This is a genomic window from Sphingobium sp. ZW T5_29 (assembly GCF_044987515.1).
Taxonomy (GTDB): Bacteria; Pseudomonadota; Alphaproteobacteria; order Sphingomonadales; family Sphingomonadaceae; genus Sphingobium.
This window is the reverse complement of sequence record NZ_JBJDRM010000002.1, coordinates 198,196-218,343: the sequence shown is the minus strand read 5'-3', so window position 1 is coordinate 218,343 and position 20,148 is coordinate 198,196. Positions and strand designations below refer to the sequence as shown.

The window sequence follows — 20,148 nt, the reverse complement described above, 5'->3', positions numbered from 1 at the left end:
TATACTGTGGAAGCCGTCACCGACAGGCGCGGCTCGAACCGTTTGATGGAGCAAGGGGCACATGAGCGACGGCATTTTCATCGGTCTTGGCGCACCGGAAAGAAATGGCGGCATCCCGCAGATATTGAACCTGCGGCGCGCCAACCGGCATGGGCTGATCACGGGCGCAACCGGCACGGGTAAAACCGTCACCCTGCAGGGCATAGCGGAAAGCTTTTCCGCGCGCGGCGTCCCCATATTCCTTGCCGACGTGAAGGGGGACCTTTCCGGCATCGCGATGGCGGGATCACCGACCGCGAAAAACGCGGACAAGCTGATCGCCCGCGCGCAGGAGATCGGCGTCGATAATTACAGCTATGCTGACAATCCAGCCATCTTCTGGGACCTTTATGGACAGCAGGGCCATCCGATCCGCACCACCGTCAGTGAAATGGGACCGCTGCTGCTGTCCCGGCTGATGGGCCTTAACGAAACGCAGGAAGGCGTGTTGTCGATCGCCTTCAAATATGCTGACGATCAGGGCCTGCTCCTGCTCGACCTGGGCGACCTTCAGGCCATGCTCGCCCACTGCGCGGAAAATGCCGATACGCTGTCGTCCCGCTACGGCAATGTGACAAAGGCGAGCGTGGGCGCGATACAACGGCAATTGCTGCAACTGGACAGCCAGGGCGGCGGCCATTTCTTTGGCGAACCGGCGCTCGACATCCATGACTTCCTGAAGGTGGACGACCAGGGCCGCGGCTATGTCAATGTACTGGCCGCCGACAAGCTGATGCAAAGCCCCAGGCTCTACGCCACATTCCTTCTCTGGCTGCTTTCCGAATTGTTCGAAACGCTGCCTGAAGTGGGTGACCCGGACAAGCCGGTGCTCGTCTTCTTCTTCGATGAAGCCCATCTGCTGTTCGACGATGCGCCCAAGGCGCTGACCGACAAGATCGAACAGGTCGTGCGGCTGATCCGGTCGAAGGGCGTGGGCGTCTATTTCGTGACTCAGAATCCGATCGATATTCCCGAAGAGGTGGCCGGACAGTTGGGCAACCGCGTTCAGCATGCCCTGCGCGCCTTCACCCCGCGCGACCAGCGGGCAATCAAGGCCGCGGCGGAGACCTTTCGGATCAATCCCGACCTCAACGTCGAAACGGCCATCACGGAACTCAGGGTCGGCGAAGCGCTGGTTTCGCTGCTTCAGGACGACGGTTCGCCCAGCATCGTCCAGCGCACGCTGATCGCTCCACCCCGATCACGCCTGGGACCGGTCGATGCCAAGGAGCGCGCGATCATCCAGTCAATCTCTCCCTGTGCCGATAAATATGACACGGCAGTCGATCGCGAATCGGCTGAAGAAATATTGGCGGCACGCGGCGAAGCGGCGGTCGCAGCCGTGCAAGCCGCCAAGGCGCAGGTGGAAAGCGAAAAAGCCGCCGCCGCTCAGGCCAAGGTGGAGGCGAAGCAGCGCGAGGCGGAACTGAAGGAGCAGGCACGCCGCGACGCCGCCGCCGCGCGTGAAGCGGCCAGACCTTCGTCATTGGACCGGGCCGTTCAATCCGCCACCCGCTCCGCCGCATCTTCGGTAGGACGACAGGTGGCCAATGAACTGGGGCGTGCCGTATTCGGCGGGTCTACCCGGCGATCATCGGGCGGCCTGGCCGGAAAGCTGGTGCGGGGCATATTGGGCAGTCTTTTCAAATAGGGTATTTGTCCGTTTCAACGGGGAGAAGATCGATGCGCATGGTAATGATGACCAGCTCCGTGGTAATGCTCGGCCTGGCAATTCCTGCCGCCGCCCAGTCGAACCGCGAATTGCGACGCGCTGCGAATGCCGCAATCATCAGCGACATTTCGAAGGACCGCCAGGCGGAACGCGACGCGAACCGACAGCCCTATGTTTCTCCGGGTTACGGCAACATCAGTTCGGCCAAGGCAGCAGGCGCGGCTTGCGCAGCCAAGGCGCGCCAGGAAGCCGGGCCAGGCGCAGCCATCATTGGCAGGTCACGCACCAGTTCCATGTCGACAGGATGGGAAGTCGAAGGCGAAGTCGGCCCTTATCGCGACCTTCAATCCGTGCCGTTCGTATGTTCTGTCCGCAATGGATCGGTCAGCGGCATTCTGATCGACCCGGACAGATGATCGAAAACGGACGCAAAGCAGCGCCTTTCCCTTGAAAAGAAAGCCTGTTCCCTTTCTCTACCGCCGACATTGCTTATCGCTCTGAGCAAGGGCTAAGGAAAGCGGATGACGGCCCTCGCCCCTTTGCGCCATCCGCTTCGCTTCGGCAATTTCCGGGCCTATCTGTGGAGCCGGTTCGCCGCCGTTCTCGCGCAATATGCCATGATGACGATATTGGGGTGGCAGGCCTATAATATCGCACGCGGCACGATGAGCACGTCCGGGGCCGCCGCGCAGCTGGGCTTGATCGGCCTTGCCCAGTTCCTCCCGCTCTTCTTCCTCACACCACTGACCGGATGGGTCGCGGATCATTTCGACCGGCGATATATTTCCCGCATCACCCTGTTTATCCTGATCGGCGCGTCAGGCCTGTTGGCGCTCGCGACATATGAAGGGTGGGTCAGCCTGCCGCTGATCTTTGGCATTGCCGCCGTCGTCGGCATTACACGGGCCTTCAACGGACCGGCCTATTCGGCGCTCGCCCCCAATTTGATCCCGCGCGACGTGCTGCCCAACGCTATCGCGATTTCCAGCGTGGCATGGCAAACCGGCATGATCGCAGGCCCCGCGCTGGGCGGATATGCTTATGCCATCCAGCCTTGGGGCGCCTATGCGGTGGCGTCTGGGCTTTTCGCGCTTGCCTGGGTCGGCATGATGCTGATCGGCCCGGTCCCGCAACCGCCCCGCGACACGACCCGCCATCCCATCCGGCAAATGATGGATGGCCTCACCTATGTGCGGTCCAACCGGCTGGTGCTTGCCAGCATAACGCTGGACCTGTTCGCAGTGTTGCTGGCCGGGGCGACGGCACTGCTACCCGTCTACGCGCGTGACATATTATATGTGGGGTCAAAGGGGCTGGGACATCTCGCCGCTGCGCCCGCGATCGGCGCAGGCTTGATCGCGCTGTTCTTTTCCATTCGCCCGATGAAAAACAATGTCGGCATGAAGATGCTGGCGGCGGTCGTCATATTCGGCCTGGCGACCATAGCGTTTGGCTGCACCGCGTTCCTGCCGACGAATATCGCGATGGAAGTGGCGATTGGCGCGCTGGTCACGCTGGGTGCGGCTGACATGGTATCGGTTTATGTGCGCCAGTCGCTGATTCAGCTTCACACGCCCGACGCCATGCGGGGTCGCGTGTCCAGCCTGTCGCAACTCACCATTTCCGCATCCAATGAACTGGGGGAAGCCGAATCGGGTTTCCTCGCCGCGCTGGTCGGGCCGGTCGTGGCCGTGATCGGCGGCGGGATCGGCGCGATTATCATCACGCTATTTTGGGCGCGCCTCTTCCCTGAGCTGCGCCTTGCACGTACCTTCGACCCACCCGACATGAGGGAGGCCGATTTCAGCCAGGAGAAGGCCACATGAAAGCTGCCAATATTCTCGAAACCATCGGCAACACGCCGCACATCCGCGTGAACCGCCTGTTCGGCGATGCGCCGGCGGGCACGGAAGTCTGGATCAAATCGGAACGATCCAATCCGGGCGGGTCGATCAAGGACCGCATTGCGCTGTCCATGATAGAAGCAGCCGAAGAATCGGGCGACCTGACGCCTGGCGGCACCATCATAGAACCGACGTCCGGCAATACCGGGGTTGGGCTGGCGATGGTGGCGGCGGTCAAAGGCTACAAGCTCATCCTCGTCATGCCCGAAAGCATGTCCGTGGAGCGTCGCCGCCTGATGTTGGCCTATGGCGCGACCTTCGACCTGACGCCCCGTGAAAAGGGGATGAAGGGCGCGATCGAACGGGCGCTGGAACTGGTCGAACAGACACCGGGTTCCTGGATGCCGCAGCAGTTTGAAAATGCGGCCAACATCGATGTGCATATCCGCACGACCGCGCAGGAAATCGCGACCGACTTTGCCGATAGCCCGATCGACGTTCTGATCACTGGCGTCGGCACCGGCGGCCATATCACCGGCGTCGCGGAAGTGCTGAAGAAGCTGTGGCCGGATCTCAAGGTCTATGCGGTGGAACCGACGCTTTCGCCCGTGATCAGCGGCGGGCAGCCAGGGCCGCATCCCATTCAGGGCATCGGCGCGGGCTTCATCCCGGCCAACCTGCACACCCAGCTGCTGGACGGGGTCATTCAGGTCGATCCGGCGGATGCCAAGGAATATGCGCGCCGCGCCGCGCGCGAGGAAGGCGTGCTGGTGGGCATATCGTCCGGCGGGACGCTTGCCGCCATCGCCCAGAAGCTGAAGGAACTGCCTGCCGGTAGCCGCGTTCTGGGCTTCAACTATGATACCGGCGAACGCTATTTGTCGGTGCCCGATTTCCTGCCCGAATAAGACCGCACCGGATCGGGCATGATCGACGCCGCACCCATCAACCGGCCGCATCCCCTGATGTGGCCGGTCTGGTTCATGTTGTTCGTCGGCCTGCCCGCGACGATTGCTTATTGGGAAGCGCGCGGTCCACTTGCCCTCACATCGCGCACGACGCTTGCCCCCACGGCCCGCGTCCGGCCTGCGACGCCGCCGCCCGCCGTGCAGCCGGTGGAGCTTTATGAACTGGACCGGGATCAGGCGCGCGCTCTCAATTCCGCCACCCCCTTTTCGCGCCTGCCCAGCCCGGCGGCGCGGCCCTTCATCTTTTCGGGCGCGCCGATTGATCAGGCGCGTGCAATCGACTGCCTGGCTGCGGCGCAATTGTATGAAGCAGGCGACGACGCCGTTGGAGAGCGCGCTGTCGCCCAGGTGGTGTTGAACCGCGTTCGCCACCCCGCCTTCCCCAAGACTGTCTGCGGCGTGGTGTTTCAGGGGCAGGAACGATCGACCGGGTGCCAGTTCACCTTCACTTGCGATGGCGCCCTCGCCCGATCCCCCTCACAGGCGGCGTGGAACCGGGCGCGGGACATCGCGCGGGCGGCGCTCACTGGCCAGGTGTTCAAGCCGGTCGGCTATGCCACCCATTATCATACTGACTGGGTCGTGCCCTATTGGAGCGGCAGCCTGGACAAAATCGCGGCCGTCGACACGCATCTCTTCTTCCGATGGCGCGGGTGGTGGGGTACGCCCCCGGCTTTCCGCTTCAGCAGGGCGTCAGGAGAGCCGTTGATACCCCGCATCGCGCGCCTGTCAGCAGCGCATCAGGCCGACGGCCCCCTGATCGCTGGCCTGCCCTCGATGCTGCTGCCCGGCGGTGGCGTGGCGGCATTGGTGGCCCAGCCCCAACAAAGCATCGGCGCGGATGCCGTCGGACGGATGATGGCGGGGGCACGGCTGATCACGATTGCGCCGGGCGCGAAAAGCTTTCTGGTGGAATTGAGCCGCGATAGCCAGCCCGACAATTGGCCGACGATGGCACAGACATTTTGCGCAGGGCGGCCCGAATGCCGGATCATGGCGTGGCGCGCGGGGAACGCTCCGTCGCGACTCCCCCTGACCGGCGATCAGATGGAAAGCATGACGTTCGCCTATATCCACAATGCCGCGACCGGCCTGCAAAGATCACTTTGGAATTGCACCCAATCGCCGCGAGCCAGCGCGGGCGAATGCATGCGTCAGCGCAACCCCGCGCCCGTTTCTGCCCCCGATCCCACTGCCAGCGTGGTCGCGCCAATACTCGGCGGCGTGCGACGCAAGGAACGGTTCGAAACGGTCAAGATCGTGCCGCCAGCGCCTGCAGTGACGCAGGGGGACCTCCCCGCGCGCTAGCCTGCCCCGGCTGGGGAGCGACACCGCGCAGCGCCCGCTGGGCGCCGACACGATCGATCACACCCCGTCCCGGTCCCGCGCCACCAAAGATGGCGCCCACAAGAAAAGGGGCCGCCGGGCAGGCGACCCCTCTTATCCTCTCCGCGAAAGCGGAAACTTGTTTTAGTCGCCCTTGGGCTGAAGATTGACAGCCGCGTGCTTGCCGCGACGATCGACTTCCAGTTCAAAGTCCAGGCGGTCGCCTTCGTTAAGGGCAGGCATGCCTGCACGCTCAACAGCGCTGATATGCACGAATGCGTCAGGCTGACCATCGTCACGCTGGATGAAGCCAAAGCCCTTCATGGCGTTGAAGAACTTCACCGTGCCGCTAGCGCGTTCGCCGGTCAGTTGGCGCTGCGGACCACCGCGATCACCACCACGGTCGCCGCCAAAGCCGCCACGATCACCACCGAAGCCGCCAGCGCGGGGTTCGCGAGGTTCACGCGGACGATCCACGACTGGAAGGGGCTCACCTTCGATCTTCAGATCAGTGGCGGAAATCTTGCCGCCGCGATCGACCAGGGTGAAACCAAGCTGCTGACCTTCGGCCAGGCCGGTCAGGCCTGCCTGCTCAACGGCGCTGATGTGGACGAACACGTCTTCCGCGCCATCGTCACGGACGATGAAGCCAAAGCCCTTCTGGCCGTTGAAGAACTTTACGACGCCAGTGCCTTCGCCAACAACCTGGGCTGGCATGCCGCCGCCGCCGCCACGGCCGCCGCCGAAGCCGCCACCGCCGCCGCTGCCAAAGCCGCCACCGCCGCCGCTGCGGAAACCACCGCCGCCGCCACCGCCGCCGAAGCGATCACCGCCGCCGCCGAAGCCGCCGCGATCACCACCGCCGAAACCACCACGATCTCCAAAACCACCGCCGAAGCCGCCACGATCGCCGCCGCCGTAAAAATTGTCGTCGCCGAAACCGTCGCGCTTGTCCTTGCCGCGCCCGCCGCGGCGACCTCTATCAAAACTCATGCCCTGTTGGTCACTTTCGCTTCGCCCAAGACTAAATCGGACAAACATGCCGGGCGAAATGACATGCAGAATCCACCGCAAGGATGCGGCTTTAGGGAATCACTATATCAATTTTTCAGGGCAGCGCGAATGATTTTAGCCCGATTGCCGCCGCATTCATGATGAGAGCCGCCGATGAGGCATTCTGGGCACCCTGCAAAAGCGCCGATTGAGTTGCGGCGGCTTTCACCATAGAGGGGTGGGATGACCGTATATTTTCATGAAGGGGACCTGCCCGCCGGCGTCCTCGCCCCCGGCCCCGTCGCCGTCGACACTGAAACCATGGGCCTCATCACCCCCCGTGACCGGCTGTGCGTCGTTCAGATCAGCGATGGCCAGGGCGATGAGCATCTGGTCCGGTTCATGCCGGGCAGTGATTATGCCGCGCCCAATCTGCGCGCCGTCCTTGCCGACCCCGCGCGGCTGAAGCTCTATCATTTCGGGCGTTTCGACATTGCGGCGATCAAACATTATCTGGGCGTGGTGGCAGCCCCGGTCTATTGCACCAAGATCGCGTCGCGCCTGATCCGCACCTATACCGATCGCCACGGTTTGAAGGAACTTGTCCGCGAATTGCTGGGACAGGAAATCAGCAAGCAGCAGCAGTCGAGCGACTGGGGCGCGCCCACCCTGTCCGACGCGCAAAAGGATTATGCAGCATCGGACGTGCGCTACCTGCACGCGCTGAAGGCCGAACTGGACAAACGGCTGGTGCGCGAAGGCCGGATGGAACTGGCGCAGGCCTGTTTCGATTTCCTCCCTCACCGGGCCGAACTGGACCTGGCGGGCTGGCCGGAGATCGACATCTTCGCCCATATGTAAAGGGCAGGACGCAGGCGCTCCATGTCAATTCAGGCGGAACAGCAACGCAACGCACGACGGCATTGGGCACGGCCGAGGGGGAGTCACGACCGGCTGGTCGGCACGCTCAAAAACTGGCTCCCGGTCGCGGCGGGCGTATTGGCTGCGTTGTTGGCCACCGCACCCTTTGTGGGCGGAGACAAGGTGAGCTTCGTACTCGACAAGAACAAGGTGGAAGTGGCGCAGGAACGGATGCGCGTCACCGAAGCACTCTATCGCGGCGAAGACAGCAAGGGTCAGCCCTTTTCGCTGCGGGCGGGATCGGCGGTGCAGAAAAGCTCGCGCGAACCCGTGGTCGACCTCAATGACATGTCCGCGCGCGTCCTGCTGTCCGAAGGCCCTGCTTTGCTGAACGCGCGCAAGGGCCGGTATGACATGGACAGCGAACGAGTGGCGGTCGACGGCCCGGTGCAGTTCCAGGCGGCGGGCGGATATCGGCTGACGACACGGGACGTGGGCATCGACCTCAAGACACGGACGATGCGCAGCACTGGACGAGTCGATGGCCGCATCCCGATCGGTACGTTCAGCGGCGATCATCTGGAAGCAGACCTCAATGCGCGCACCGTTACGCTGCAGGGCAGGGCAAGCTTGCGCATCGAACAAAATGGCCTCAAAGGGCGGTAGAGATGAAGAAATCGCTGATCCTGCTGTCGGCTGGCGCACTCGGCGCGGTCGCTTTCTATCCCGGCGCGCAGGCGCAGGTGCTGAAAAATCATGACAGCAACGCGCCCGTCAACTTCAATGCCGACCGGATAGAGGTGCAGGATCGCGCGGATCGTGTCGTGGTGTCCGGCAATGTCGAAGTGACGCAGGCGGGCATGCGGCTCAACGCCGCGCGCATGACAGTGGCCTATCGCAACGGCGGGTCCAACGGCGGCGGGGTGGAAGTCGATCGGATTGACGCGACCGGCAATGTCGTCGTCACCAAAGGCAATGAAACCGCGCGCGGAAATGTCGCCATCTACGACCTCAACAAACGGCTGATCACCATGATCGGCAATGTCAGCCTGACGCAGGGTGCGAGCCGACTGACGGGCGGACGACTGGTGATAGACCTGACCAGCGGTCGATCGACCGTGGACGGGCGTTCATCCGGTGGCGCTCCAGGCGTGTCGGGCGGATCTGGCGGGCGCGTGTCAGGGACTTTCTCGGTTCCCCAGCGAAACAACTAGCATCGCGCGGAACAGCGGGAACCAGTTTTCCGCGAAAAGCGATGCGACCACGAAGATATCAAGCAAGCTGCGCAATTCACATATCGCGCTGCTTGCTCTAACCGTCCTGGGGACGCTCGTCCCAGCGGATCAGTCGCACCTCGCCATTATTCTCCACGGCCAGCTCGCCAAATGCGCCAGTGCGCAGCTTGAGCGATGTGGAATTCAGCCCCGATGCGATCAGCGCGAATCGCGCCGCGCCGTTGCTGGTAACCAGCAGTTCAGCCCCCTCCCCCGCGATGCCGAACCATTTTTTCCAGGCGGCAATGCGTGCCGGGGCGTCCACGATCCAGCCGTCGGGCGCGATTCCCTGTTCATCCCAGTCAGCCAAGGCCCCCGCTCCGATCCGGGCCAGCACTTCGGCCTCCGGGCGACCCTCGTCAGGGCCATGGTCGATCTCGCTGAGCCAGGGCAAAGTGCCCGTAAACGCATGCCCCGTCGCCGCCGCGATCCGCGCCGCCGTCTCCCGCGCCCGTTGTAGCGGGCTGCTGTGAATGCAACGAATCGGCAGGTCACTGGCGGCGAACCAGCTACCCAGCCGGTCGGCCTGCGCAACTCCGCTGGCGACCAGTGGAATGTCGGTCGCCGCGCCGATGCGGCGGGCGTCGGCGCTGCTGCCGAACGTATTGCCATGGCGAATGATGAAGACGCGCCGGGTCATGGTAGCTCGGGCGTCGGGTCACCATGGGTGGCGATAAGCGCCTCTACCCGATCAATGTCAGCCAGCGTATCGATGCCGGAACTGTCGAACAATGGCGGCTCGACAGGCACGGTCATGACGGGGATGCCCAGTTCCAGCAGGCGCAGTTGCTCCAGCCCCTCCATCATTTCCAGTGCCGACGGCGGGGCATTCTCAAATCGCCTGAGCGCTTCGAGCGTGTAGCCATATAGCCCGACATGCCGCCACACCGGCGACTTCGGCGCATTGGCGCGCAGCCCCTCTTCGCCCCGGATCGCGGGAATAATGGCTTTGGAAAACCACAAGGCCCGCCCATCGGCCGCGCGGGCGCATGTCGTTCCGCTGAAGGGCGACCGGATCTTGTGTTCGCGCAATGCGTCAAGCGCCGCCCAATCGAGAGCGATCACCGGGGTCGCCACCTGCGCGCCGGATCGTAGCGCCGCGATGACCGACCGCAGCGCGCCTTCCGGCTGGAAAGGGGAATCGCCCTGCAGATTGACCACGAATTGTGGCAGCGCGGGCCGTTGCAGCGCTGCCGCCAGCGCCCGGCCCGACCCGGTTGCAATGTCGCTGTCGGTCATCGCCGCTTCGCAACCGGCGGCACGGGCGTGGTCCGCAATCTCGCGATCGTCGGTCGCAACGACCAGTTCCGCGTCGGCCAGATCGCCAATCGCAGCGCGCGCCATGGCGATCGTGCGATGCAACAACGTCCGCCCCGCGATCATGCGCAGGGGTTTGCGCGGCAGGCGGGACGATCCCGCTCGTGCCGGTATGACGACGATAATGTTCAGGCGACCCCGGCGTTCAGCAAGTCGTGCATGTGGATCGCGCCGACCAGTTGGCCGCCATCGCATACAAACAACAGGGTGACATTATGCAGATGCATCAGGCGCAGCGCTTCGGAGGCGAGGTCATCTGAACCCACCGTCAGCGGCGTCGGCGTCATATACCGGCCAACCGCTTCGTTCAGATGCTGCGTGTCGGTGACAGTGCGGCGCAAATCGCCATCCGTAAAGGCGCCGATCAGTTCCCCATCCTGGTTGAGCACAGCAGTACCGCCCAGCCGCCCCCGCGTCATTTCCATGGTCGCGTCCAGCAATGACGAATCTTCGCGCACGCGGGGAACCGCGTCACCCTTCGCCATCAGTTCGCGAACCTTCAGCAACTGCGCGCCCAGGCTGCCATTGGGATGGAATTTGTAGAAATCATCCGCCGAAAAACCGCGCATTTCCATAAGTGCGATGGCCAGAGCGTCGCCAAAAGCCATCTGCACCGTGGTCGATGTGGTCGGCGCCAGTTCATTGGGGCACGCTTCGCGCACGGCGGGCAACAGCACGCAAACATCGGAAGCCGTCGCCACCGTGCTTTCGGATCGGGCCGTCAGGCCCAGCAGCGGAATACCGAACCGCTTGCAATATTGGATGATCGGGCCAAGTTCATTCGATTCGCCCGAATAGGACAGCATCAACACGACATCGTCGGGGGTCACCATGCCCAGGTCACCATGACCGGCATCGGCGGGATGCATGAAGATGGCGGGCGTGCCGGTCGATGTCAGGGTGGCGGTCAGCTTGCGGGCGACGATGCCGCTCTTGCCCATGCCTGTGACGATGACGCGGCCTCGGACATTCATGATCACGCCGACAAGGCGCAGGAATATCGCAGCAAAATCCCGGTCGGAAAACTGCGTTTCCAGCGCGTCGATCCCCTGGGATGCGGTCAACAAGGTCCGGCGGGCGGTTTCAACGATCCGGCTGCCGGAGCCGAAAGGCACGATCTTCGATACTGTAGACACGTAAACGCCCTTTTTTCCAGGCTTCACCGCCGGTTGACCCTGACTGGCGAGCGTGGCGGCGGTTGCATCAAAGCGCACCGCCCTTAACTGAAATATCGCAACCATTTCGGCATAAGCCGACACCCGAAGGGGGAATAGGACCGTTCGGACAGTGATGGCAATTCAATTTGTTAACGGCGTGCAAAAATGCGCGGCTCGATCGTCACACCGGCAAATAATCAACGATCGACAAAAAATCGCCGGAACTTTTCCGCCCGCAATGCGTCATAGGCGGCCCTTATCTGCTATTCGCCGTGATAAGCCCGATACCAGGATACGAACTGCGGCACCCCGACTTCAATCGCCGTCTTGGGTGAAAAGCCGATATCCCGGACGATGGCGCTAATGTCGGCAAAGGTGGCGGGCACGTCGCCCGGCTGCATCGGCTGGAAATCGATTTCCGCCTTGCGTCCGCAGGCCTCCTCCAGCACCGATATCAGGTGCATCAACTCCTCAGGACGATTATTGCCGATATTGTACAGCCGATGGGGTGATCGGCTTCCGCCCGCCTTTGCCGCTCCATCGTCGGCGGGGGGATGATCGAGACAGCCGATCACGCCGCTGACAATATCATCGATATAAGTGAAGTCGCGCTGCATCCGACCATGGTTGAACACCGGAATGGGCTGGCCCGCGAATATCTTTTTCGTGAAGATCCACATCGCCATGTCCGGGCGGCCCCAGGGGCCATAGACGGTGAAGAAGCGCAGGCCGGTCATGGGAATGCGGAAAAGATGGGCGTAGGTCTCGCTCATCAGTTCGTCGGCCCGCTTGGTGGCGGCGTAAAGCGACACCGGGTGGTCGGCCCGGTCTTCCACCCGGAAAGGCAGGCTGTCATTGCCACCATAAACCGACGATGAAGACGCATAGACCAGATGGCGCACCCGCCGTTCCCGCGCCAGTTCCAGCATGTTGACATGGCCCGCCAGGTTCGAACGCACATAGGCGTGGGGATTGATCAGCGAATATCGCACGCCCGCCTGCGCGCCCAGATGGATGATGGCCTCCACGCTGTGGCCTTCCAGCACCGCATGCAACGCATCCATGTCGGCAAAATCGACCTCGGCAAAGGTGAACAGCTTGCCGTGACGGTCCTGCAACGCGGCGATCCGGTCGCGCTTCAGCGAAACCGGGTAATAATCGTTCATATTGTCAATGCCGATCACCGCCCGCCCCGACGCAAGCAGCCGATCTGCGACTGCCATGCCAATGAACCCGGCGGCCCCGGTGACAAGGATGGTCATGCGGCAGGCAACATGCGGGCCAGATTGGAATTCTTCACCGTCAAAATCCCCTTTTCATCAGGTGTTATGGCCGTTCACAGCCAATCGCGCGCCCGATGTAAAGGGCTTTCCCCAAAAGCGCCGTCGAACTGACCGATTTAGAACTGTTTAGTCTTCCCTAAGCATTGCCGCTTAAGGACAGGAGCCATGGATATGGCTTCGCACCCGGCCCCGATCAACAGCCGCGCCCATGGACCGGCGCAACGTGTGCGCTGGGCGTCGCTGGCGCAGGACCCGGCGGAGGCCAACGCCTTCTACGCGCCCGACATGCTGTGCGCGGCATTGGACCATCTGACCGGCCAGCCGAACATACGCCTGATCGAATCCTTTGATAACGGCGAACTAATCGGTCTGCTTCCGGTTGCAGTCGCGTCCCGGCATGGCCGCCTGCCCATCCCCTGCGTCAGCAACTGGATGCACGAACATTGTTTTTTCGGGGCGCCGCTGATCCGAAAAGGGCGTGAAATAGCAGCCTGGCGGAGCTTTCTCGCTCAATTGGATGCCGCGCATTGGGCGCCCGGATTCCTGCATCTGCAGGGCCTGGACGCAGCCGGGGCCAACGCCGCCGCTTTGGAAGCCTTGTGCGTCGAACAGCGGCGCGGGCGGCGCGAAGTGCATCGCTACGACCGCGCCATGTTGCGATCTGGCCTGGACGCGGATCAATATTGGGAAACCCACGTCCGCGCAAAAAAGCGCAAGGAAATCCGCCGCCTGCAAAAGCGCCTGGCGGAAATGGGTGTGGTGGAACGACGCCTGCTGACCAGCCGCGCCGACCTGCCCCATTGGTGTGCCGATTTCCTGGCGCTGGAAGCGTCGGGATGGAAGGGACGCGAAGGGACCGCACTCGCTTGCCAACCAGGCGAAGCCGCCTTCTTCCGATCGGCCTGCGCTGCCGCCTTCAATGGCGGGCGTCTCCACATGCTGCGCATCGATCTGGATGGCCGGGCCATCGCCATGCTCGCAAATTTCCGCCATGCCGGTGGCGCCTTTTCCTTCAAGATCGCCTTTGATGAAGAGCTGGGCCGGTTTTCGCCGGGCGTTCTCATAGAATTGGCCAATCTGCACGCGGTGCAGGCGGACCCAGCCATCGACTGGATGGACAGTTGCGCTGCTGCTGATCACCCCATGATCGACAGCCTGTGGGCGGAGCGCCGGACCATCGTTCAATATCGCATAGCGCTTCACGGACGCGGCCTTGCCCGGATCGGTCGCACCACAGCCTTCGCGCTGGCCAATGCCGCTGAAGCCCTGGCCGCGCGCCTGAAGGGACAATCATGACCGCCTACAAACCCGTCACCGCCGCCCAGACATTCCCCGATGCCGCACGGGCGGATTTCGCACGCGCCTATCCCGACCAGCCGGTGAAGCTTCGCCATGAACTGACGGGCCACGACCTGCTGACACTCGACGCGCTGGCGCATCTGGCGGAGCGGATGCCCGCTGCCAGCGTCGAATATAATCTGGGCAAGCTGCCGCTGGGCGTCCGTCCCGAAGACACGCCCGCCAACGGGCTGACGCTGGGCGAAACGATCCGGTCGATTGAAACCAACGGCAGCTGGGCGGTGCTGAAGAATGTCGAGCGCGACCCTGCCTATGGCGCGCTTCTGGACGAAGCGTTGGAGGAGCTGGCCCCGCTGGTCGCGCGGGCAACCGGCCCGATGCTGCACCGGGAGGCATTCCTGTTCCTGTCATCGCCGGGCAGCGTCACCCCGTTCCACATGGACCCGGAACATAATATCCTGCTTCAGATCATGGGCGAAAAGGTCATGACCGTCTTCCCCGCCGGGGACGATGAACTGGTGCCCGCGACGAAGAGCGAATCCTTCCACGACGGTGGGCATCGCAATCTGGACTGGCACGATCATTTCCGGGACCGGGGAACAGCATTCCGCCTGCTGCCCGGTGATGCCATCCATGTCCCGGTGAAAGCGCCGCATTTCGTCGAAAATGGCCCGGCTGTTTCGATCAGCCTGTCCGTCACCTGGCGCTCCGAACGCAGCGTGGCGGAGGGGGAGCTACATGGCCTGAACGCGCTGCTACGGCGGCGGGGACTGCCCACGGCGCGGATCGGGGCACGGCCAGAGAAGCAGAGAGCTAGCCGGATCGCCTACCGCCTCATGCGGAAGCTGGACGCCTGAGCAGACGGCGCAACACCACTTCGGCCTCCAACCGGGGCGAAAACCGTTCGACCACCCACCATTCCAGCGCCTCTTCGCGCGTGGCCAGGCTTTGCTTGTAACGGTCCTTGCCCGCCAACAGGGAATAGAGCGCCAGGCCGCGCGCCTGATAGTGCCCAACCGCCGCAGCATGGCACAGCAGGCCCGGCTTATCCTTGGGCGACAGCGGCGCGGCGAATGCGGACTGATAGTTCATCGCCTGCCCGCGATAGACGAAATTGACAAGGAGCCCGACCACGCCGGTCCCATCGGCAAAGCGCAACAATTCGACCTCACCACTGTCCCGGCCCCGATCGGCAAGCAGCGTGACGAACCGGCAAAAGGCCGGGTCGGCCCAGGCATTGTCGGCGTGGCGCCCTTCATTCAGGACGCGCATTTCCTCGATCCACGCGGCGGCTTCACCGGCAGTCGATGCGACCCTGATCGACGGCAGCGACCCGCCATGATCCTTGATCGCGCGGCGGATCTGGCTGCGTGTATTGGCGCTCAGCAGCGACAGATAATCGTCCGAGGCCGCGCGCACAGCCTCCAGATCGACCTGATAGACCGGCGAGCGATCCAGCCGGACGGAACGGTGCGCCTTGATATCGAGCAGAGGCGAAGCGGGGACCACGCCACTCAGGCGCAACGCCCGCCAATCCGGCCGCTTGGCAATCGCCGCATGGAATGCCTTTGCCGCCGCCACCTCGTATCCGGCAGCAGCAAGCAAGCCATTATATTCGACAAAGGGACGGTCCGCGACAGCATCGCCCGACTGGTTGAGCGACAGCGTCGCGCATCGGCCCAGCAGGCGCGGCGACATGGCATGACCAACCAGCCCAAGGGCGATGTCCCTGCCCTCCTGATCCGCCACCGTCAGCAGTTCCGGGCGAACGCCATAGCTTTCCAGCCAACTGCCGGTCCAGGTCCAGCCCAGAAAAAATGACGCACCGGACGACGCCTCCAGCGCGCGCCAGCGGGTCGCGAGGTTGGACATATCCGGCAAGGATGAAAATCGGGCGGTCAGGACCATCGCGCTCTTGTGGGCAGCGCCGCACAGCCGGTCAAGCCGATGGTCGGTGTGGAAATGCTATCGGACGCCTGAAACCGCAGCGTCGATTACAACTCTCGCCGCTTGGCGGGATCAACCGACCCGTCGGGCCGCACGCCCGCTTTGGCAAGTTCGCGACCCATTCGGCAGGTGACGAACCGATACCACATGCGAAAATCCGCGCGCAGCGACCAGACCGGATGGCGGAAGGTTGCGGGTCGATTACGCTCGATCAGGCTGTGACTGAGCCAGGCGAAGCCATATCCTGCCAACGGCACGGCGGGGATCATCCACCAGCGACCGGCAAGCGGAAGCACGGCCGCCAAACCGACCGCCATGCTGGTCCCCACATAATGCAGCGCCCTGGTGCCGGGCTGCGCATGTTCCTGCAAATAATAGGGCCAGAAGTCGCTGAAATCCTGCGCGTGCATCTTTCCTCACCTCCGGTGCGGAAGCCAGCTTAGTGGCTATCACCCAGACGTATAGGCCAGATACGTCAGGCCGTGCGGCTTTCGGGGGCGAAGAGGAAATAGTCGTAGGCCGCGCGCGCGACTTCCGCCATGATCCGGTCGCGCAGCACATGCCCCCGCCGATCTTTCATCACGAAAACCGATATGGCGAACATCCGCCCGTCAGGCAGCGATATGATGCCCGCGTCGTTGCCCAGGCCATTCAGGGTCCCCGTCTTGTGCGCGATCATCGTGCCAGGGGGCAGCATGCCGGCCAGCCGCGCCTTGCCTGTCTTGCACCGGGCCATGATGGCGATCAGCGCCGCGCTGCTGCCGGGCTTGAGCGCCTTGGCCTGGTGGATCGCGTACAGCAGGTCATTCATCGCGCGCGGCGTGGATGTGTCGCGCGGGTCAGCGGCAAAGGCCATGTTGGGCAAGTCGCGCGCATCGCGCTGCCGGGCGGAAAGCGCCGCTTCCATCGCGGGTTCGTCGCCGTTCGCCGTGACGACCTTTGCGCGCGCCAGCAGTTGAGCGGTATTGCTGTCGACCCGCTGGCCGCGAATGCCGACCGACTGGAGCCAGCGGTTCACCGCCTGCGGCCCGCCCGCCCGCGCCACCAGCAGGTCGGTCGCTTCATTGTCGCTACGGGTGAGCATCAGCTCCAGCAGCGTCGTCACCGACAGCGGCGCGCCAAAACGCGGCAGCCGCTCGTCCAGGCTAAGCGCTCCCGCGTCGGCTAGCGAGAATATCTTGCCCGCCACCGCGACCTTGTAGGTGCTGGCCATGGGGAACAGCGTGTCATTGTTGATGCCGATCGACTGGCCGCTGTGCAGGTCGCGCACGGCGATGCCGACCGTGCCGTCCGTCAACGTCGCGAACCGTGCAAACTCCCCCAGCAGCCGCGATTCGGCCGTCCTCTGCACGACATTGGGCGTCGGCCCGAAAGCGTCGGCAGCAGGCAGCGGAGCAAGGAACAGGCCAAGGCCCGCCAACAGGGCAGTGAAGGAAAAAAGGCGTCGCATAGATTATCCTTCTCCGATTCACGGTGCCGGGGCAAGGCCCCAGCGCTGTTGACACGGCTTCATCGCACGGTTCATCAGCACGCGATGACCACCTTGAACATGCTCGAAGAAAGCTGGCGTGCCCCGCTGAGCCAGGAGTTTCAGCAACCCTATATGGAAGGACTGAAGCGCTTTCTTGAGGACGAGAAAGCCCAGGGCAAGCGCGTCTTTCCCGATGACGCCCAATATTTCCGCGCGCTCGACCTGACCCCGCTCGACGCGGTGAAGGTCGTCATCCTGGGGCAGGACCCCTATCATGGCGAAGGCCAGGCGCATGGGCTTTGCTTCAGCGTGCAGCCAGGGGTGCGAACGCCGCCCTCCTTGGGCAACATCTACAAGGAATTGAAGAGCGACCTGGGCATTGCCGCCCCGCGCCACGGCTTTCTGGAACATTGGGCGCGGCAGGGCGTGCTACTGCTCAACAGCGTGCTGACGGTGGAAATGGGCCGTGCCGCGTCTCATCAAAAACAGGGCTGGGAACAGTTTACCGACGCCATCGTGCGGCTGGTCAACGACAAGGAAGAACCCGTTGTGTTCCTGCTGTGGGGCGCGCATGCACAGCGCAAAGCGGCGTTTGTCGATCAATCACGGCACCTGGTTCTAAAAGCCGCGCACCCATCCCCCCTGTCCGCACATAATGGCTTTCTGGGCTGCCGCCATTTTTCCCAGGCCAACATGTTTCTGGATGCGAAAGGACGCGGCGCGATCGATTGGGCGCTGCCCGAAAACCCGGCCTAACGCTTCGTTGCGAACCAGATGACGTGGCGTGGCCCCTTGCCATTGTCGCGCGCTTTCACAGCGACTTCTTCGACCAGGAAGCCCGCATCGCGCAGGCGGCGGGTGAAGGCGACATCCGGCGCGGCGGACCATATCGCCAATATCCCGCCGGGTTTCAGCGCAGCCTTGGCCGTGGCAAGCCCGGCCGCCGAATAGAGCCGGTCGTTGCCGGGCGTCGTCAGGCCGTCCGGCCCATTGTCGACATCCAGCAGGATCGCGTCATAGCTGCCGGGCGCCGACGCAATCAGCGCCGCGACATCGCCTTCCACCAATCGCACGCGCGGATCGTCCAGGCATCCCGCCGCCAGTTCCACCATCGGGCCGCGCGCCCAGGCGATGATCTGCGGCACCAGTTCAGCCAGCGTGATCCGCCCGCCCGGCCCCATCTGGGCCAGCGCCGCGCGCAGGGTAAAGCCCATGCCATAGCCCCCGATCAACAGATGGGGATTGCCGACATTTTTCAGCCGGTCCAGCGTCAGTACCGCCAGCGCCTTTTCCGAACCGCTCATGCGGCTGCTCATCAACTCATTGCGGTCGAGCACGATCATATGGTCGCCACCGCGCCGGTAGAGCTTCAGTTCCTGGCCGCCGGGGATGGGCGCTGTGTCGATCAATTCGCGAGGCTGCATGGATTTCCTTCCTGTCACGGCGCGCATGCCAGCTTGGCCCGCGCGGCGCAAATTTTCGCGGCACTGGCGCTAACGCCAATCGCCCCCTATCTGCCGGACCAGGTCCCCGCCCCTTACTCCCAACAGGCAGATTGTCCCGATGCGTTATTTCCTCGACACCGAATTCAACGGATTTGCCGGCGCGCTGATCAGCGTGGCGCTGGTCCCCGAATTTGGCGACGATGAATTCTACGTATCGCTTCCGCTGCAGGAACAGGCCCATGGCTGGGTCGAACGCAATGTCATCCCCTATCTTCGCCATGTCCCGCCCGGCATCGACATGGAACTGGACCGGGTAGAGGCGGCGCATCATCTGGCCGACTATCTGGCGGGCGACGCCGAACCGGTGATCGTCGCCGACTGGCCAGAGGATCTCGCGCATTTTTGCGCCCTGTTGGTGACGGGGCCGGGGCAGATGGTCGACCTCAACGGATTGAAACTGCAACTCGTCAACGCGGCGGGATTCAGCGCGGCGGCCAACAGCCGCATACCCCACAACGCCCTGCATGACGCACGGGCGCTGCGGGATTTCTGCCTGAACAATTGAGACGCCAGCGCCACGCGCCAAAAACGCCGGGTCGGACATGGCCCGACGACGATCGGCGCCATCCGCTAACCCAAAACGTCCGTCCGCCCGATGACTCGCGCTCCCCGGACATGGCCGAACTCACCCTCGCCTGACCAGGCCCGCCCGTCAGGATAGCGCAGTTCCATGCCCGCAAGGTAGGCTTCATCCGCCAGCCACATGTTGACGCCCATCAGACTGTTGCCGAACCTGGATATGGCGCTGGCGGTCAGGTTGAAGTGGGTGGTCGAACCGCAACCAGGGCAAAAATGCACTTCCGCACCCGGATCATCCTTGTCCTGCCGGCAATATCCCGTCGTCACGCCGTCAACGCGCACATCCGACGGGTGGAAATAGGACCAGCGTGCGCCGGTCTTGTTGCAAAGCGTGCAGTTGCACTCATTGATATGGTCCGGCTGCTTGAAGATTCGCACCTCAATCTGGCCGCAATGGCAGGTCATTTTCGTCATGCCCGCCCTCCTAAAGGATTTTCAAGGCAGATGGCATCGCCTCCCGCTCTGGGAAAATGCCTGGAATAAGGATGAAATTGAGCAAAGCCCGGACCAATCCGATCCAAACATGCTTCGGTACACAAGGCGCGGGACTCATGCCGCCCAAAAAGGTCGAAGCCCGGTCCTGCTTGCGCAGGCCGGGCCTCTTTCCCTCTCC

22 protein-coding genes are annotated in these 20,148 nt (G+C 63.3%); 12 read left to right on the top strand and 10 right to left on the bottom strand.

The annotated features are described in order from the left end of the window. Positions 1-61 precede the first annotated feature (61 nt). From ACI3KQ_RS02390 to ACI3KQ_RS02370, 5 genes are all read left to right on the top strand, one after another. Positions 62-1,690, top strand: a complete 1,629-nt coding sequence (locus tag ACI3KQ_RS02390; RefSeq protein WP_404954424.1) for a helicase HerA-like domain-containing protein — start codon at positions 62-64, stop codon at positions 1,688-1,690. Positions 1,691-1,734: 44 nt separating this feature from the next. Further along, positions 1,735-2,127: a hypothetical protein gene (locus ACI3KQ_RS02385; RefSeq protein WP_404954422.1), complete on the top strand. Its 393-nt coding sequence runs from the start codon at positions 1,735-1,737 to the stop codon at positions 2,125-2,127. A gap of 105 nt (positions 2,128-2,232) precedes the next feature. Next, a complete protein-coding gene (locus ACI3KQ_RS02380; protein ID WP_404954420.1) occupies positions 2,233-3,537 on the top strand; it encodes an MFS transporter in 1,305 nt (434 codons plus the stop codon). After that, positions 3,534-4,463: a cysteine synthase A gene (gene cysK, locus ACI3KQ_RS02375; protein ID WP_404954418.1), complete on the top strand. Its 930-nt coding sequence runs from the start codon at positions 3,534-3,536 to the stop codon at positions 4,461-4,463. The genes ACI3KQ_RS02380 and cysK overlap by 4 nt, the downstream gene beginning before the upstream one ends. Positions 4,464-4,481: 18 nt before the next feature. Then, a complete protein-coding gene (locus tag ACI3KQ_RS02370; RefSeq protein WP_404954416.1) occupies positions 4,482-5,831 on the top strand; it encodes a cell wall hydrolase in 1,350 nt (449 codons plus the stop codon). A 162-nt stretch (positions 5,832-5,993) separates the two neighbouring features. On the opposite strand, the gene ACI3KQ_RS02365 is transcribed toward ACI3KQ_RS02370, so the two are convergent. Continuing rightward, on the bottom strand, positions 5,994-6,842 hold the full coding sequence (locus tag ACI3KQ_RS02365) for a cold-shock protein (protein ID WP_404954414.1): 849 nt from the start codon (positions 6,840-6,842) through the stop codon (positions 5,994-5,996). A gap of 243 nt (positions 6,843-7,085) precedes the next feature. Here ACI3KQ_RS02365 and ACI3KQ_RS02360 point away from each other — a divergent pair, with 243 nt between their 5' ends. From ACI3KQ_RS02360 to ACI3KQ_RS02350, 3 genes are read left to right on the top strand one after another with little or no spacing between them, the layout of a single operon-like run. Next, positions 7,086-7,703: a ribonuclease D gene (locus ACI3KQ_RS02360; RefSeq protein ID WP_404954412.1), complete on the top strand. Its 618-nt coding sequence runs from the start codon at positions 7,086-7,088 to the stop codon at positions 7,701-7,703. Positions 7,704-7,724: 21 nt separating this feature from the next. After that, positions 7,725-8,369 carry an LPS export ABC transporter periplasmic protein LptC gene (locus tag ACI3KQ_RS02355; RefSeq protein ID WP_404954410.1) on the top strand — a complete coding sequence of 215 codons (645 nt, stop codon included), beginning with the start codon at positions 7,725-7,727 and terminating at the stop codon, positions 8,367-8,369. Between the two features lie 2 nt (positions 8,370-8,371). Beyond that, positions 8,372-8,917 (top strand): LptA/OstA family protein, encoded by a 546-nt coding sequence (locus tag ACI3KQ_RS02350; protein ID WP_404954408.1) that lies wholly within the window; start codon positions 8,372-8,374, stop codon positions 8,915-8,917. A gap of 97 nt (positions 8,918-9,014) precedes the next feature. Here ACI3KQ_RS02350 and ACI3KQ_RS02345 read toward each other — a convergent pair whose 3' ends face one another. From ACI3KQ_RS02345 to ACI3KQ_RS02330, 4 genes are all read right to left on the bottom strand, one after another. Then, on the bottom strand, positions 9,015-9,617 hold the full coding sequence (locus tag ACI3KQ_RS02345) for a histidine phosphatase family protein (protein ID WP_404954406.1): 603 nt from the start codon (positions 9,615-9,617) through the stop codon (positions 9,015-9,017). Then, positions 9,614-10,417 carry a 3-deoxy-manno-octulosonate cytidylyltransferase gene (locus ACI3KQ_RS02340; RefSeq protein ID WP_404954524.1) on the bottom strand — a complete coding sequence of 268 codons (804 nt, stop codon included), beginning with the start codon at positions 10,415-10,417 and terminating at the stop codon, positions 9,614-9,616. Before ACI3KQ_RS02340 ends, ACI3KQ_RS02345 begins: the two co-directional genes overlap by 4 nt. 5 nt (positions 10,418-10,422) lie before the next feature. Then, positions 10,423-11,430, bottom strand: a complete 1,008-nt coding sequence (locus tag ACI3KQ_RS02335; RefSeq protein ID WP_404954404.1) for an SIS domain-containing protein — start codon at positions 11,428-11,430, stop codon at positions 10,423-10,425. A 284-nt stretch (positions 11,431-11,714) separates the two neighbouring features. Further along, entirely contained in the window at positions 11,715-12,713 is a 999-nt protein-coding gene (locus ACI3KQ_RS02330; protein ID WP_404954402.1) for an NAD-dependent epimerase/dehydratase family protein, read from the bottom strand. A 186-nt stretch (positions 12,714-12,899) separates the two neighbouring features. Between ACI3KQ_RS02330 and ACI3KQ_RS02325 the strand changes: the two genes are divergently transcribed. Together ACI3KQ_RS02325 and ACI3KQ_RS02320 are read left to right on the top strand one after the other, a co-directional pair. Further along, entirely contained in the window at positions 12,900-14,030 is a 1,131-nt protein-coding gene (locus ACI3KQ_RS02325) for a GNAT family N-acetyltransferase (protein WP_404954400.1), read from the top strand. Next, positions 14,027-14,890: a cupin-like domain-containing protein gene (locus ACI3KQ_RS02320; RefSeq protein ID WP_404954398.1), complete on the top strand. Its 864-nt coding sequence runs from the start codon at positions 14,027-14,029 to the stop codon at positions 14,888-14,890. Before ACI3KQ_RS02325 ends, ACI3KQ_RS02320 begins: the two co-directional genes overlap by 4 nt. On the opposite strand, the gene ACI3KQ_RS02315 is transcribed toward ACI3KQ_RS02320, so the two are convergent. From ACI3KQ_RS02315 to ACI3KQ_RS02305, 3 genes are all read right to left on the bottom strand, one after another. Next, on the bottom strand, positions 14,868-15,941 hold the full coding sequence (locus ACI3KQ_RS02315) for a GNAT family N-acetyltransferase (RefSeq protein WP_404954396.1): 1,074 nt from the start codon (positions 15,939-15,941) through the stop codon (positions 14,868-14,870). The two genes, ACI3KQ_RS02320 and ACI3KQ_RS02315, sit on opposite strands and share 23 nt — an antisense overlap. Positions 15,942-16,027: 86 nt before the next feature. After that, positions 16,028-16,390: an Mpo1-like protein gene (locus tag ACI3KQ_RS02310; RefSeq protein ID WP_404954394.1), complete on the bottom strand. Its 363-nt coding sequence runs from the start codon at positions 16,388-16,390 to the stop codon at positions 16,028-16,030. A 65-nt stretch (positions 16,391-16,455) separates the two neighbouring features. Beyond that, positions 16,456-17,430, bottom strand: a complete 975-nt coding sequence (locus ACI3KQ_RS02305) for a serine hydrolase (protein WP_404954392.1) — start codon at positions 17,428-17,430, stop codon at positions 16,456-16,458. 84 nt (positions 17,431-17,514) lie between these two features. On the opposite strand from ACI3KQ_RS02305, the gene ung reads away from it, so the two are divergent. Further along, complete coding sequence (gene ung / locus ACI3KQ_RS02300; protein ID WP_404954390.1) at positions 17,515-18,207, top strand: uracil-DNA glycosylase; 693 nt, start codon at positions 17,515-17,517, stop codon at positions 18,205-18,207. On the opposite strand, the gene ACI3KQ_RS02295 is transcribed toward ung, so the two are convergent. Beyond that, positions 18,204-18,875, bottom strand: a complete 672-nt coding sequence (locus ACI3KQ_RS02295) for a spermidine synthase (RefSeq protein ID WP_404954388.1) — start codon at positions 18,873-18,875, stop codon at positions 18,204-18,206. The genes ung and ACI3KQ_RS02295 overlap by 4 nt on opposite strands. 139 nt (positions 18,876-19,014) lie before the next feature. Between ACI3KQ_RS02295 and ACI3KQ_RS02290 the strand changes: the two genes are divergently transcribed. After that, positions 19,015-19,461, top strand: a complete 447-nt coding sequence (locus tag ACI3KQ_RS02290; protein ID WP_167302676.1) for a hypothetical protein — start codon at positions 19,015-19,017, stop codon at positions 19,459-19,461. Between the two features lie 65 nt (positions 19,462-19,526). Here ACI3KQ_RS02290 and ACI3KQ_RS02285 read toward each other — a convergent pair whose 3' ends face one another. Beyond that, positions 19,527-19,949, bottom strand: coding sequence for a GFA family protein (locus ACI3KQ_RS02285; RefSeq protein WP_404954386.1), 423 nt, complete (start codon positions 19,947-19,949; stop codon positions 19,527-19,529). Positions 19,950-20,148: the final 199 nt, after the last annotated feature.

What these genes read in the sequence shown, in the direction of transcription:
- ACI3KQ_RS02390 (WP_404954424.1), top strand. Translation starts at nt 62, where the DNA reads ATGAGCGACGGCATTTTCATCGGTCTTGGCGCACCGGAAAGAAATGGC.
- ACI3KQ_RS02385 (WP_404954422.1), top strand. Translation starts at nt 1,735, where the DNA reads ATGATGACCAGCTCCGTGGTAATGCTCGGCCTGGCAATTCCTGCCGCC.
- ACI3KQ_RS02380 (WP_404954420.1), top strand. Translation starts at nt 2,233, where the DNA reads ATGACGGCCCTCGCCCCTTTGCGCCATCCGCTTCGCTTCGGCAATTTC.
- cysK (WP_404954418.1), top strand. Translation starts at nt 3,534, where the DNA reads ATGAAAGCTGCCAATATTCTCGAAACCATCGGCAACACGCCGCACATC.
- ACI3KQ_RS02370 (WP_404954416.1), top strand. Translation starts at nt 4,482, where the DNA reads ATGATCGACGCCGCACCCATCAACCGGCCGCATCCCCTGATGTGGCCG.
- ACI3KQ_RS02365 (WP_404954414.1), bottom strand. Translation starts at nt 6,842, where the DNA reads ATGAGTTTTGATAGAGGTCGCCGCGGCGGGCGCGGCAAGGACAAGCGC.
- ACI3KQ_RS02360 (WP_404954412.1), top strand. Translation starts at nt 7,086, where the DNA reads ATGACCGTATATTTTCATGAAGGGGACCTGCCCGCCGGCGTCCTCGCC.
- ACI3KQ_RS02355 (WP_404954410.1), top strand. Translation starts at nt 7,725, where the DNA reads ATGTCAATTCAGGCGGAACAGCAACGCAACGCACGACGGCATTGGGCA.
- ACI3KQ_RS02350 (WP_404954408.1), top strand. Translation starts at nt 8,372, where the DNA reads ATGAAGAAATCGCTGATCCTGCTGTCGGCTGGCGCACTCGGCGCGGTC.
- ACI3KQ_RS02345 (WP_404954406.1), bottom strand. Translation starts at nt 9,617, where the DNA reads ATGACCCGGCGCGTCTTCATCATTCGCCATGGCAATACGTTCGGCAGC.
- ACI3KQ_RS02330 (WP_404954402.1), bottom strand. Translation starts at nt 12,713, where the DNA reads ATGACCATCCTTGTCACCGGGGCCGCCGGGTTCATTGGCATGGCAGTC.
- ACI3KQ_RS02325 (WP_404954400.1), top strand. Translation starts at nt 12,900, where the DNA reads ATGGATATGGCTTCGCACCCGGCCCCGATCAACAGCCGCGCCCATGGA.
- ACI3KQ_RS02320 (WP_404954398.1), top strand. Translation starts at nt 14,027, where the DNA reads ATGACCGCCTACAAACCCGTCACCGCCGCCCAGACATTCCCCGATGCC.
- ACI3KQ_RS02315 (WP_404954396.1), bottom strand. Translation starts at nt 15,941, where the DNA reads ATGGTCCTGACCGCCCGATTTTCATCCTTGCCGGATATGTCCAACCTC.
- ACI3KQ_RS02310 (WP_404954394.1), bottom strand. Translation starts at nt 16,390, where the DNA reads ATGCACGCGCAGGATTTCAGCGACTTCTGGCCCTATTATTTGCAGGAA.
- ACI3KQ_RS02305 (WP_404954392.1), bottom strand. Translation starts at nt 17,430, where the DNA reads ATGCGACGCCTTTTTTCCTTCACTGCCCTGTTGGCGGGCCTTGGCCTG.
- ung (WP_404954390.1), top strand. Translation starts at nt 17,515, where the DNA reads ATGACCACCTTGAACATGCTCGAAGAAAGCTGGCGTGCCCCGCTGAGC.
- ACI3KQ_RS02295 (WP_404954388.1), bottom strand. Translation starts at nt 18,875, where the DNA reads ATGCAGCCTCGCGAATTGATCGACACAGCGCCCATCCCCGGCGGCCAG.
- ACI3KQ_RS02290 (WP_167302676.1), top strand. Translation starts at nt 19,015, where the DNA reads ATGCGTTATTTCCTCGACACCGAATTCAACGGATTTGCCGGCGCGCTG.
- ACI3KQ_RS02285 (WP_404954386.1), bottom strand. Translation starts at nt 19,949, where the DNA reads ATGACGAAAATGACCTGCCATTGCGGCCAGATTGAGGTGCGAATCTTC.